Origin of the sequence: Moorena sp. SIO4A1 (assembly GCF_010672065.1) — a bacterium.
Lineage (GTDB): Bacteria > Cyanobacteriota > Cyanobacteriia > Cyanobacteriales > Coleofasciculaceae > Moorena.
Window position 1 is genome coordinate 1 of the sequence record NZ_JAAHHX010000058.1, and the last position, 14025, is coordinate 14025.

Consider the following 14025-nt stretch of genomic DNA (forward strand, 5'->3'; position numbering starts at 1 on the left):
AGAAGTCAGAAGTCAGAAGTCAGAAGTCAGAAGTCAGAAGTCAGAAGTCAGAAGTCAGAAGTCAGAAGTCAGAAGTCAGAAGTCAGAAGTCAGAAGTCAGAAGTCAGAAGTCAGAAGTCAGAAGTCAAACTCTTGCGCTTACTTAGGTTTGAGACTTTTGTCATGTCCGCGCCTGCCCTGGCGACTGCTATATCAACCCGTTCGACACCAGTCTCGGTACCCTTGATTCCGTGACCATAGAATTTAACGGGCTAATGTCAGGGGACCCACGGAGCGAAAGCCTAGACGCAAAGCCAGCAACTCTGACTTGGAATCTGGAAGGCTTATTCACATTGGTCGGACCAAATAATACAACCCTGTTCACACAGACAGCAACAGTAGGAGATTCAGCCCAAGTCGCTGCCTATGATGGCACATTAGATTTTCAGGGTGAGTCTGCAGTTTCATTTATCGGACTAACCGTTAATGTATTCGGTGATAAGACCTTCACAAATGGTTCCGTGTTTAATGCATTCCTGGGCACTGAACCCGTAGACTTTTTGTTCTCTGCGAAAACCATATCAATTATTAACGGAACCGCTAATATACTCAATGCGATCGCAACAAAAGCCCAAGGGGATGTTCAGGTTACTTACAACTACACACCATCAGAGCCAGAGTCAGTACCAGAACCCGCGACTCCCCTTGGCTTAGGTTTAGTCCCAGGACTAAAACTGTTGTGGCAACGAAAGGCTGAAGATTGTTAATTGTTAATAGCCAATTTTAAAGTGGTTTAAGTGATATCTTTGAAAGCCACTTAGTCTAAGGCTGTTTCGGTGTCCTTAGGGGTGACCAAAAATACATCGATATAACTTTTATACCCGATCTCATTCTTGAATACTTGATGGTTTTGGATTTGAAATCTTTTCCTGAGCTCATTCTGTAATTGCTCAGTGCTATCTGGGTTTCTGTTATTATTATGTACCAGCCACAGGCGTGATGGAAATGGTGACAAACTTTGTTCCCACTCCTCTAAATCTAAAACCTGAATAGGTGCTGAACCCTGATAGTAATGATTTAAGGCAAGACGCGGGCGAGGATAACCGATGTGTAAAGCAATGACATCTTCCGGTTGCTCATTAATCGTAATCATTTGTGACACACTGCGCCAATCGTGACGGTACACCTTGGTATAGTAATGCTCCAACCCACCACCAACTGCCACGAAATACATCAGAGCGATCGCAATCCCTAATTTCCGTGCTCGATGCCAAATTTTGCTAAACCCTACTGCCAGCAAAATCAGCAGGTATGGAGCAATGAATAGCAGATAGCGTGGTAGCCAAACCGGACTAAAGATCCAAGACATTATAAACAGCACAGCTGTCGGTAAAAATCCCCAAGCAGCAAGCCAAAAAATGTGGGGTTTAAGCTGCCTATTAAATAGAGAAAAGCCCAGCAAACCAGCCAACATTATGGTATATAACTTGTAGAAATGTTCACTTACAGAGGACTGTAAAGACTTCAAGGGCCAATAGGCTGTAAATATCGTTAGTCGGGACAACACATTAACTAGGGTTGGTTTCGGGTTGTTAGCTGTCCAACCGTCAAAGAATGCAGATGAAGCAGTAGCGACCTGGAAAATCCATGGTAAGGACACAATACCAACAACTAGGAGTACTGCACCAACCCCTAACAAAACACGGTATCGCTTACGAAATTTCCACACCAGTAATAGACAATCTGGCAGTAGCAGCAAACAATTGAGTGGTGTAGTCAAAGTCGCTAAAAGCCGTGCAATCAGCCAGCAACTGATTGACACAGTGGTCATACGTTCGAGCCCATGAGTCAGAGCCAGTGTGCCTACTAGACCAAGGAAAGTACTTAAGCTGTACATCCGCACTTCTTGGGCATGGTTGATGAACACAGGCGATAGGGTTACTAAGAGGGCTGCAATCAGTCCAACTCGCTGTCCCACTAAACGACGACCAAGGCAATAGGTCAAGAAAACACTACCTAATCCAAACGGAATCGACAATCCCCGCAACCAGACATCACTCTCACCGAAAAACATCCAAAGCCGTAGAAGTATGAAATAGAGTGGGCGTGTCAGACGAAGCTTCTCTGGTATCGCTTTAGCGTCATGAATACTATAGAGTTCATCGATCCAAAGGCTCTCTGTACCAAGTTGATAAAAATACAACGTAACAGCTAATAGCAGAATCAAGGTAATGGGAATCCACTCCTGTAGCCAATTTGCTCTAGCTAGTGGTGGAGAAAAAGATTGTGTTTTTGATTTCATATTCATATCATTTTTTCCTTTGTTATTTGTATTGATATTCAGAATTATTTGAATTTAAAAAATTTTCGATTGCATACTCATATATTTCAAGATCAGGCTGACATATCCTTTGGATTTTTTCTAAATTTTTTTCAGTGATGACAGAAGATTGGTGCTTTTTTGATTTAGGATTACGATTTAAATTCCTAATCCTTAATTTTCTGCCAAAGCGCTCTTCAAACTGTTTCAAAAATTTTTCTGGGTACTCTAGGAATCCGATCAGAGCAAATTTATGCAAATTTTCTTTAGCTTGATTAACAGCTTGCTCTGGGCTGTAGTCTCCTATCTCATGGTTACCTCCTAAAAACGTTACATATTTATGTCCTTGTGCTTGACCAAACTCTGAGTCTAAATACTCTTCGATTTCCATATCTATTTTACAATGTTCATGGCTTTTATAACGATTATATAAATATTCGGAAATCCATCGTTTTACTGGATCTCGTAAAATAGTAATAAAGGCATAGTTTTCTTGAAAATGACGATGAGCTACTGAACTAAATACCAAGTGACCAGTAATGTAATTAACATTTTCCCGACACATAAAATAGACAAGTAAATTCTCTCGAAGCTTTAACACAACCGGGTCATCTACCCTACTCGATGATAAGTCTCGATCAATCAGTTTCTGAGCAGCCTTCAAAGATGCAGCGGCATCCAGATGACATAAATTACGATCTCTGATATCCCAAGTAGCATAACAAGATTTAAGGGCTTTGCTAATTGACGACCCTCCACATTTAGGAATATGAATAAAAACAATATTTTCCTTCAAGCTTCCCTGAAACAAATTGCTAGTTCTGGCACTAACTTCCAGAAAGATACTATTGAACAAGTCATTCATTTTTTGTCTCCTATGTCATTAGAGTATTTATCAATTGGTTTAGAAAGTTATAGGTTTTAGGGAGCAGGAATCCCCCCTAACCCCCCTTAGTAAGGGGGGAAGGGAGCAGGGAGCAGGAACCCACCCCTAACCCCTCCCAGGAGGGGAAGTGAGGGAAGTGGGAAAAAAGTTTGTGTACCTCATAAGTATGGTAAATGCTATATAATACTGAATAAACGCGGACTTGATATTAATCAGACGACGCTGACCTTTTACCAAAGACGTATCGAATGATCCAAACCGCAAAAATTGGCATCGCTACTAATTGGGTGATCAGAACAGCTACAGCTACCCAAAAAATTCCTCCTTGCATGACTAGGAGTAAGGAAGTAGTAAACACAACAGTGAAAATCACGTTCCAGCCTAGATCAATGTGAGCTTTATCCAGCGCTTGAAGTAGCCGAGATGTGGAACGAGACAAGGCAATTGGCAAGGCTGAAAAGCAAATCAAGATTAAAACAGGAATTGCCGTTACCCATTTTTCACCAAACACAATTGGCACATAAAATGGAGCCAAACTAGTTTGTATAACAACCAGTGGTAATACAATTGCTCCAATCATCTTGAAACTCCCAAAGTATCGCTTTTTCAGCTCCTTTAAATCCTCACGAACTTGACAAAAATGAGGATACCAGGCGGAACCTAAGGCATTAATAACACTCTGACTAATCCCTAATCCAGCATTGAATGCAAAAAAGTAAATCCCCAATACTTCCATACCGAGAAATCGACCCACTAGTAAATAATCGATGTTGAGTCTTAGCTTATTTAACAACTCAACTCCCAGCAGTTTGCTGCCAAAACTTGTAATGTTTTGCCATTGCTTCAAACTGACAGATTTAGGGGGTCGCCAAGGATGATTGGAATAGGTAATTACAATCCATACTGGATAGGATAAAACCATCGACCATACTACAGCCCAAACCCCCATATCCAACAGCGCTAAACCAACGATAATGATATTGCTGACTATTGCCTGTGCAGCATAACACCAAGCCCTAACGTTTAGTCGGTTTTCTCGTTCAATCAAAGCAGACTGAACCATGAAAACTGGAAACATTAAGTAAATTAGGGAAAGGGCACAGATGGGTAAAATCAGTTGGTTGTTGTCATAAAACCAAGCAATCGGATAGGAAGCAATACACTGAAGAATAGCTAGGGAAACACATAAAATCCAATTCAGCCAGTAGGCGGTATTACAGATAATCTCTAACTCTTGCTCATCAGCCTGAATCAGCTTAGCTCCAATCCCCGCTCTCAGGCTGAGAGTGTTAGCAAATTGAAAAGTAGTAACAATGACTGATACCATTCCATAATCATAGGGAGTGAAGACACGAGCTAGAGTAACCGTTGTCGCTAAACGGAAGATGCGCTGCACTAGTTCAGCACTTCCTAGCCAGCTAATGTTACGAATGAATTGGTCAGATGATAGCTGCTTGAGCTTTTTGATTAGCATTAGGATACAGGTACATTAGCAAAGGGAGGAGCTAAAGGCGCTCTAGGTCTACCGCCTCCACCTACGCGGTTTGGACTATTGTTAGTAACAATATGTAAAGATTGAAAGAGTTCCATAAAATCTTTGTAAAAGGGATTATTATGGTGAGCTTTAGCAAATAACCGATAACCATAAGCTGATTTAAACTCTTGTTTCACCCCTTTTTCCACAGCTAAAGCATAAGCATCTCTACCTGTTCCATCCACTACATAACCGCCATAATCTTGTAAAGCATGAAAAAGTTTTTTACCGGCTGGTGTAGTTATACCAAGACTTTCTTCTGTTACCTTAGGAGGAATTGCTAACAGAGATCCCATTACCAGTTGAGAATCCTTACCTTTATATTTAGATGGAGCTCTACGATCTGCTCTATCCGCAGGCCAGCGGTATCCAGGTGTAGGGCTTTGGGGATTGTAATTGAGGTATTTTCCCCAAAGTTCTATTTTTAAAACATGGCGAATTGGCTCGCTACCAGTCAACTCTCCCTTGCGTATCGTTCCACCTATAGAGGACAATCCAGAACCAAGATGACCTCCAGCAATACCTTGACTGTATAAATCTAAGTCTTTTTTTGGCCAGTGATAGCCATATACAGGACCACCTTTAACACAGCGAGCCATAGGTTCTAGTTGGATTATGGTGTGACCATCAGGCTGAAGCAAAGCAGCAGCATTATTGGGAGTAGAATACTTAGTGGGAGTGTTAATCGCATCCGGAACAATTAAATCATCAGGAATAGGAATAGATAAATTTTCATAGCTTGTCTGACCGCTACATCGCTTTGTCCAACTGCCAGGATTATACAAGGGTTGCAGTGGACTACCTGCGGGGATAATAAATAACAGATCAACATCTACAGAAGAACGGGCTGATCGAGGTAGATTAGCCGGTTTATACTTAGCATGACTACCAATCGGCATGTTCCAGATTGAGTCCTGAGAAAAGGGCCAGAGCCAGGGGTCACGAGTGGTAGGAGTGCTGCTCTTAGCATACATCAAATTGTTGGGTGGTAGATAATTAGCCAAACCAATGCTTATAGCTATTGTTACCAGCAGCAGTAATCCTAATAAATACCGTTTGAATTTCCAAGATTTGAAGATCATATAAGGCTTAGTAAAATGCCGTTTTATATCAAATCTATTAGCATCGGTATTGCCTAACACAAGAGTGTTCGTTAAAAAGCAAAACCTTGTGGAGCTCAAGACTTTTGATAAATGACAAATGACAAATGACAAATCACAATAAATGAAGGAAACAAGCGAACTTGATATCATGCAACATTTGATAGTCGCTGACGCACACTGTAAGCCAGCTCTAGCACTTTGCCATAGCCCTCAGGTCCGAACCACTGCATCAATGCGATCGCTATACTGAGACGGATGTACTCTCGGGAGAAGCGTAGCTGAGGGTAATGCATGAGAGCTTGACGACGAAAATGATTAGCCATTTTGTAATCTTGATCACTACTTTGAATACATTTCCACGCTAGGCAGAGGTTAATATTGCCATAGCTTCGATTTCTTAAATGTAAGCTTTCAAAGGGAGCAGATTGAAAAGCTTTTTCAATGATTGTACGGAAGTCTTCTAGCCTTTTTACATACTTTTTGGACTTATTATTTTGATGCTGGCGATAGCGAACTAAGGGTTCTTTTACCACAGCAAAAGGATAACGTGAAGCAATCCGAAGCCACATGTCCCAATCTTCAGCCGCGCGAAGAGTTTGATCAAATACCCCTAGGCTCTCAAAGCAGTGGCGACGAACCATTGCTACACTGCCACATTCAACTATATTGTGTTCAACCAGCTTCTCCCAAACATTACCCTCGGCGTGATGTTCAAACACTCTACCTGTAGGTTTACCGGTTTCATTGATATAGGCAACCCAGGTGTATACCAGACCGACATCTGGATTTTCTTCCAGAACAGACAGTTGTTTTTCTAGCTTAGTGGGCTCCCAAAGATCATCAGCATCAATGAATGCTATATAATCCCCCCTAGCATTAGCAATTCCCTTGTTTCGTGCTGCAGAAGCCAAGCCTTGATTGGCTTGGGAAATTAGTTTAACTCGCGGGTCAGCTATCTGAGAAATCCATTGCTCAGTATTATCTGTACTGCCATCATTAACAACTATTACTTCAAAATCATCATAGGTTTGATTGAAAACACTATCGATAGTTTTGGGAAGATAAGTCATGGCATTGTAGGTGGGAATAACTACAGAAACCTTTGGCATATCTATAAACTCCTAAGTTTTCTAGTTAGATCACTAAATAGTTAAAAAACTAAAGTTAAAACACGAAAGTTAAAACACTAAAATTAAAACACTAAAATTACTAACCCTCAGTTGCCAACTCTAGTTGAGAACCGAGTTGGTTTTAAAGTACTAGTAACAACAGTACTATCAGAAGGTGGACGCCTCTGCCAGTTCCAACCTGCAATTGCCAACAAGGTATACCAGTAGAAAAAGAAATTGGTATGACTCCAGATGTTCTCGGTAATCATCCCTACAGGTATAGCCATAAGAGTTGCCAACAGGATAAAACACAAATCCCGCTGTCCACTTCCAGCAGGTGCATACCGAAGTAACTGAACAAGACGCACAAACTGAGCAAAGAGAAAAGCTAAAAAAGTCCCTAGACCCAGTAACCCACCTTCTACCAGACTCCGGACATAATCATTGTGGGGAAGAAGACCATTGGTACTAATGTGATCACTCAAACCCAGACCATAACCCAAGATTGGGACATGCTGCCATTGCGTCAGTAAGTAAGTCCACTGATCGAGCCGCCAATTAAAACTGTTGTGGTCTACCTTCGAGAGCAGAATCGCACGCCAGATATCAATGTCAGGATTGAGTAGCGGTGTGTTAGCAATTGATCCGAGGCGTTCTTGTCCAAACTCTGAACTTGCAAATAGTCCTATAACTAGGGCGAAAAATAGCAACCCACCGATTAGGTTAACTAGACTTAATCTAGGGGCAATCAAAACCAACACAAAAGTCGCCAACATCATCAAGCCAAATAGGGCTTTGGTACTCACAAAGAAAAAGGCGAGTAAACCTAGCAACAGAAGCCAGAGCAAACGCTGCTTTGAATGACTTAACTTCCAATAGGTCAGACCGATAAATAGCAATATAAAGGTAACGAAGGTATTGGGGTGACCCAGAGTCCCTCTGATTCGAGATGTTCCTCCAGAGATTGTGGCAGAGTGATTTGTAATTGGTGAAAGTATCGAAGGTAACACTGAAGGAATGATCATCTGGATCAAGGCTAATGTAAGTGGTAAAACAAGAGCCAAGAACAGCATATGGATAATTTTTTCAGGAGGAATTCGGTTTTTAAGCTGCATGATCAACAGGTAGACCATCAGCCATGAAAATAGGCGCACCCACTCCCGGATACTCACTGAAATATACGAACTATCAAGTCCTAATCCTCCCAAAGCAAGCAGGATAACCCACAAACCCTGTAACCCTACCCAACCAGCAAATAACCACCAAAATTTATCAGTTTGAACCCTCCGACCTGTTAATAACATTACTGTCACGTAGAGTAATGTTAGAGCATCAAGCCCGATGGCAAATAGTGCTGGTAACTGTTGCTTTGAGAAAATATCAAGAGAGCTACGCAGGATTAACATACCCAGTACAATTTGCTCAAAGCTGGCAAAGCAGTAGACCAGCACTGCTACCATACCTGCGCCCAGGGCTAAAACCAGTAAAAGGGGATTAATGCCAGCCAGTAACCCTGTAACTATACCAACCCCTACACCGGCTGACCCTACCAAAACGGTAGGGTTAGGGAAACGACTCGGACCGTTATTGCTCCACATCATCTGAACCCCGCGATAAAACAGACTTCCCAGGCGCTACAGACTTGTTGAGGGAACCATTGAGATCGCTCAAACGCTTCAGGGATTTGGATAAAGACTGGTAACTCTGATCGGAATAGGAGTAAAATCTTTCAGTCTGAGCCGTCATCCCATTGATCACCACCCCTAGTATGGGCAAGCCATTATCTTTCAATTCTTTCAATTCTTCTCCTGCTTGAAGTAGGATGTCCTTTGGTGTGAAGTTGGGACGGGTAATCATGACTAATCCCTCACTATACCGACTCAAGGTATGAACATCGGCACAGCTACTAATGGGTGGAGTATCGATGATGACCAGATCATAATGAGTTGCTGCTTTGGCTAACAGATGTTTCATCGAAGCTGACTCTAGCACCCTAGAGGGGTTAGTAAACAGCCCACCAGAGGTCAAAATTGAGAGGTTTTCAATACTTGTGGGTTGCACTGTCTCAAACAGATTGATATCTCTGTCAATTACATCCGTCAGACCAGGCAATGGGGTTACCCCCAAGATCCGATGCTGCTTGGGCTTACGTAGGTCTGCATCAATAATTAATGTCTGCCGAGATAACATAGCTGACACAGCTGCTAAATGGGAAGCCACGATTGACTTACCTTCACCAGAAACCGTACTGCTGACCACAATCAGCTTCAACTTCTGTTGAGTCCGAAACTCTAGCTTCTTGAGGAGTAGGCGGTAAGGTTCAACTAAACTGAGATCATCCAAAAATTGTTCGGGATGCTTAAGACTCAGAGCAGATAACGGTATTTCCGGTAAGACTCCCAGTCTGGGAAGTTTCAGCAGTACCTCTGCATCAGAAACATCGTACAACTTGTTATCTATCACCTCCAGCAGTAGAATAATACCGATGGCTAGGGTAATTCCAGCAGCGGTAGCAAGTACTAGCACCACTTTCTTATTGGGTTCACTGGGTAAGGAGGGGACTTGAGCTTCAGCAATAATACGGATATTGCTAACGAGTTGAGCTTCAGCAATCCGTGCTTCCTCTAGTTTGTTTTGTAGAAATTTCAACGATTCAGTTGCTTCTTCTCGTTGGCGAACTAATGCCGTAAGACGTTGCTGTTTAATGGGTAGTTGCTCAAGATGATTCTGAAGTATAGCTCGCTCACGCTGTAAAACTTTTAGCTTCTCTGCCAGTGCTAATTGTTCAGTGTTAGAAATAATATATCTGGAGGTAAGCTCCTGACTCAACTGATCAGATGCTACATCGCTAGGGCTTATGGTCTGAGGGTTGGGGGCAATAGTAGCAATTTTATCATTGTAGAGTGAACGGATAGCATCTCGCTCTTCCAGCAACGATAGTACTGTGGGATGATTCTCGTTAAAACGTGAACGAACCGTAGCTAACTCGGAATCCAAATCTGCTAGCTTATCCCGTAATTTATCTAGTTGTTCATCTTGACCAACCCTTCCACCTACGTAGGCATTATTAATAGTATTAAAGCCTGTTAGTTGCTCGATTGCCTTCAGCCGGGCATTGATCTCTTCAAGTTGGGCATACAGAAGACGTTCCTGGTCTTCTACCTTAGCAAGACTCTCCACCAAGCTTTCGGTTTGTTCATTAAAGGAGACTAAACCACTACTTTTTCTATACTTGCTCTCCGCCACTTCTGCTGCTTCAGTCAATGCCCGTTGCTGAGGAAGCTCCTTCTCCAAAAACTCCCGTACTGCTCTAGCTTCTTGGCGAATTGCTTCAGTACTTTCGTAAACCATTGCGTTGGCAACAGCATTAAGCAACACAGTAGCTAATTCCGGGTTTTGATTCTGATAGCTGATTTCAAGAATGTTAGTAGCAGGAATATTTTTGACTGTTAAATCCTTCTTAAGTTCTTTAGGAGTTATTTTTGTCACTAAATTACTGACGTATTGTGAAAATACTTGGTCAATTGCTTGCTGCAGAATCCGTTGGGACTTAACCAGTTCTGCTTGATTAGCAATTGGGTTAGCCCCACCCGGTCCCCGGTTAGGCAATTGGCTAAGGTCACGACCTAAGGGAGAAACACTTACCTGTTTATTGTCAAGCATTAGCCTTGCTTTCACCTCATACACTGGTGAAGTATAGACTAGATAGGCGATCGAGGCACCAATTACGGAAGCAAAGGTAGCCAGAGCTGGCCAAAACCGACGCTTCAAGACTGATACTAAAGATGAAAGGCTGGTCTCCATTACACGTTTTTTAAGTCATTTGCTAATTGCTAATTGCTAATTGCAGCAATTTTAAAGTTTAAATTTGCCTTTTACCTTAATAGTTCACTTTTCTAGGGGGACCTTATTGAGTTCCTGTGGCTTGCTAGACAACAACAGGTCAAGTTGGAAGTTGACTTGTTCTAAGATTTGTTTACGTAAGGTTTTTTCCAAATTCTCTGCATCAGTCTGTTCCCGAGAATTCGTTTCTTCGTACAGAAGAGTAGTGAGTTCTTGTAGACAAGCTTGTAGACGCTGCCGTTTTTCAGGTGTCATAGTCATTGCTTTAGGCTTGAGTGTTGACTGGAATTCCTTACCTAGACTCACCTTTAGTTCAGTGGTAGGCTGCTGAATTGAGTCGTTTGTTTGCTGTGTGATCACAACAGGTGAGTCGGTAACTTTGGCATACAGGGCTAAGTGATCAGCAGTGATTTTTTCCCAGTTGTAGTTAGCTTGCACATATCGTTGTGCCTTCTTAGCCATTTTTGCCAACTCCAGAGGTTGCTGTATGCCTTGGGCTAGACAACGAACGCAGGAGTTAGGGTTTCCAGTCTCGAACAGCAGACCTCGCTCTTGACCAACAAGTTGCCGATGTGGCGGAATGTCACTTGCCACCACTGGGATTCCTTCCCGCATCGCTTCTAGCATCACTAGGGGCATTCCTTCTAAATCAGAAGGCAAAACGAAAATCCCTGCTCCTCGCATGATCTCTGATAAGCGAGATCCTTGGAGTTCACCCGTGAAGAGTATATCGTTATTTCCAGCTGCCATATTGACCAGCTTCGAGGTAAACTCAGGCATTTCACTGATACCACCAGCTAGAACAAGTTTCCATCCTCTAGGCTTGAGGGATTGAAACGCCTCTATCAGTAAATCGGGTCGTTTTTCCGGTACCAGTCTGCCTAGGAATAGAATATAACGTCCCTGTTGTAGTGAGAGGGATTTAAGATAGGGAAATTTCGGGTCTGACTCAGCATATATCCCTGGGGCGTTGGGGATGTCAATTGTATCAATGCCGTAGGTTTTCCAAAAATAAGACTTGAGATTGTTTGATACTACAACCAGTTCATGGGCATAGTTCACTGCCACCTTTTCTCCCAAGTGGATGATACTACTAGAAAGTCGGCCCCACTTAGCTCGTTGCCAGTCCAATCCATGACAGGTAACCACAATCCCTGTAGAAGAGGTAATTCTGGGAATCCAGCTAAACAGGGCTGGACCGACAGCATGGAAATGCACAATGTCATAGCGTTTGATAATTGAAGCGATCGCAGCGAAAGCAGAACTGGTCAACGCATCTAGCCCTCTGAATGATAAGGAGGGTAGGCAAATCACTTGCACACCTTTGTATTTATAAGAGGAAAACCAGGGGGTTTGGGTATAACTCGGTCGAGCGAACAGATCTACCGAGTGACCTTGTGCAACCATTTTGGGATAAACTTCCTGACAGCAGCGCTCAATTCCACCCTGTTTAGCCGGTAAACCTTTTGCTCCAATTACGGCAATTTTCATGATTTGCGATTCTCTTTTAGAAACGGTAGATGTAATCAGACATTGGATAGTAGACCTCTTGCAAAAGTCCCAAACTAGTCTCCACAATCCGTATTGCCTATTGCCTGATCGGAAGTACCCTACTTATGCAAGAAGTCTAATTTAAATGCATTCTGCGGTAGTAGTAGATGACACAGAGCGCTGTTTCCAACGATGCAACATGTCTTTGTAGACATCGCTGACGACTGTGTGGGCTGCATAGGGCTGGGCATTCCTGACACAGGACACAGCCGGATAATCCTCGGCATGTTGCAATACATGACCCAGAGCATTTGCGATCGCATTTGGTGTTCTTTCGTAGGCCACCATCCCACTGTCAGCACGGAGCAGTCTAGGGGTTTCACCACAGTTGGTAGTTACTACAGGTGTTCCACTCGAGAGTGCTTCCAGGACAACCATAGGAAGACCCTCGTAGGCACTGCTCAGTACAAAGGCGCTGCTGATCCGGTGCAACTGGGCTAGTTTTTCAAAGGACACGGACCCGAGCATGGTGACTCGCTCACAGAGCGCCAAACGAGCAATTTCAGAACGGACTTCACCAGCTAATTCTCCATCCCCTGCTATGAGCAGATGAAGACTCGGGTCGTTGAGCGCTGCGTACGCTCGCACCAGTAAAATCGGATCTTTCTGGGGATGAAGGCGACCTGCGAACAAAACAAAACGTGTCTGTTCTGGTAAACCTAGCTGCTGGGCAAGGAGTTTCCTTTGCTTCTCCTGTTCCCTCGCTTCTAACGGATAAAAAATCTCAGTATCAACTGTGTTTTTCAGAAAAGTGACACGCTCAGCTACAGCGGGGTAACGTTCCTGGTAGAATTTTGCTGATTCCGTATTACAAGAATAAATCTGGTCAAATTGCTTAATCAGGAAGCGCTCCAGTGCAAAATACCCTGCCGGAAAATACTGCCATAGCATGGCCTTCTTACTAGTGCCAGCAGCAATCTGCTGCTGAATATCATTGTGAATGAAAAGGGTCTTATCTCCATACCAGTTGAGAGCTGCTAGAGTTGGTTCAAGGCGATGGAAGTGGATAAAATCAGATGCCAAGCAACGACCTAACAAAGCTGCTGTATACTTGACAGTAGTCGGTATAAAGCCCCTAACATTATCATTGAGCATATTAAATAGGGGCATGAATTGGATTGACCGACCAGCATACTCAGTCTTTTGCCATACCCCTGTCGATGATTTGGGTTCTCCTGTTCCTACCAACCGCACCTCAAACTCACTCGGAGCATATTTAATGAAGGAGCGGATCACTGTCTGAATGCCACCGATGCTGCTATTCCATGGATTGAACTGGTAGAAAATCGTCAAAATGGGCTTACGCATGAATTCAAGTTGAGACTTTAACTAATTGCCTGAGGCAACAAAATCAGAGTGATTTGCGCCAACCACTGGTTTGAGGGGGTTCAACTTTTCCTGAAACCAGATGGATTGCCAAGTTGGCAGGATTTTCTAGCCTCGAGAGTATATTATTCACAATTCTGTTCTTTTTCACACAAAATTACTATGAAGTTTCTGTCAAGTATCTGTATATTTTTTGTGAATTTATTGTGGACAATAGTATTGCGGTAAGCATTCCTTAGGAAAGGAATGCTTACCTCTTTTATTCAAAAACTGTTCGCGTAGCGTGGCCAATGGCTGATAGCTGATTGCTTACGTATTGGGATACTTCAGAGGGGCATACAGCAGGTTGGAATTTCTTGGAGTACAGTAGCTAT

Annotated in this window: 11 protein-coding genes; 2 read left to right on the plus strand and 9 right to left on the minus strand. The window is 42.9% G+C overall.

From position 1 onward, the window contains the following. On the plus strand, positions 1–234 hold a 234-nt coding region (locus F6K53_RS27640), incomplete at its 5' end, for a hypothetical protein (RefSeq protein WP_293067981.1). After that, positions 231–746, plus strand: a complete 516-nt coding sequence (locus F6K53_RS27645; protein WP_293067978.1) for a choice-of-anchor E domain-containing protein — start codon at positions 231–233, stop codon at positions 744–746. The genes F6K53_RS27640 and F6K53_RS27645, both read left to right, overlap by 4 nt. Positions 747–796: 50 nt before the next feature. On the opposite strand, the gene F6K53_RS27650 is transcribed toward F6K53_RS27645, so the two are convergent. From F6K53_RS27650 to F6K53_RS27690, 9 genes are all read right to left on the minus strand, one after another. Further along, on the minus strand, positions 797–2287 hold the full coding sequence (locus tag F6K53_RS27650) for a glycosyltransferase family 39 protein (RefSeq protein WP_293067975.1): 1491 nt from the start codon (positions 2285–2287) through the stop codon (positions 797–799). 16 nt (positions 2288–2303) lie between these two features. Further along, the gene (locus F6K53_RS27655; protein ID WP_293067972.1) at positions 2304–3164 is read right to left on the minus strand and encodes a sulfotransferase family 2 domain-containing protein; all 861 of its coding nucleotides are present in this window, start codon (positions 3162–3164) and stop codon (positions 2304–2306) included. Between the two features lie 229 nt (positions 3165–3393). Next, positions 3394–4659: a lipopolysaccharide biosynthesis protein gene (locus F6K53_RS27660; protein WP_293043370.1), complete on the minus strand. Its 1266-nt coding sequence runs from the start codon at positions 4657–4659 to the stop codon at positions 3394–3396. Next, positions 4659–5801 carry a hypothetical protein gene (locus F6K53_RS27665; protein ID WP_293021830.1) on the minus strand — a complete coding sequence of 381 codons (1143 nt, stop codon included), beginning with the start codon at positions 5799–5801 and terminating at the stop codon, positions 4659–4661. The genes F6K53_RS27660 and F6K53_RS27665 overlap by 1 nt, the downstream gene beginning before the upstream one ends. A 167-nt stretch (positions 5802–5968) precedes the next feature. Continuing rightward, a complete protein-coding gene (locus tag F6K53_RS27670; protein WP_293067968.1) occupies positions 5969–6931 on the minus strand; it encodes a glycosyltransferase in 963 nt (320 codons plus the stop codon). 107 nt (positions 6932–7038) lie between these two features. After that, positions 7039–8532, minus strand: coding sequence for an O-antigen ligase family protein (locus tag F6K53_RS27675; protein ID WP_293043376.1), 1494 nt, complete (start codon positions 8530–8532; stop codon positions 7039–7041). Continuing rightward, complete coding sequence (locus F6K53_RS27680; RefSeq protein ID WP_293043379.1) at positions 8516–10735, minus strand: polysaccharide biosynthesis tyrosine autokinase; 2220 nt, start codon at positions 10733–10735, stop codon at positions 8516–8518. The genes F6K53_RS27675 and F6K53_RS27680 overlap by 17 nt, the downstream gene beginning before the upstream one ends. Positions 10736–10819: 84 nt before the next feature. Further along, positions 10820–12265: a glycosyltransferase family 4 protein gene (locus F6K53_RS27685; RefSeq protein ID WP_293067963.1), complete on the minus strand. Its 1446-nt coding sequence runs from the start codon at positions 12263–12265 to the stop codon at positions 10820–10822. 141 nt (positions 12266–12406) lie between these two features. After that, positions 12407–13633, minus strand: a complete 1227-nt coding sequence (locus F6K53_RS27690) for a glycosyltransferase family 4 protein (protein ID WP_293067960.1) — start codon at positions 13631–13633, stop codon at positions 12407–12409. Between the last annotated feature and the right edge of the window lie 392 nt (positions 13634–14025).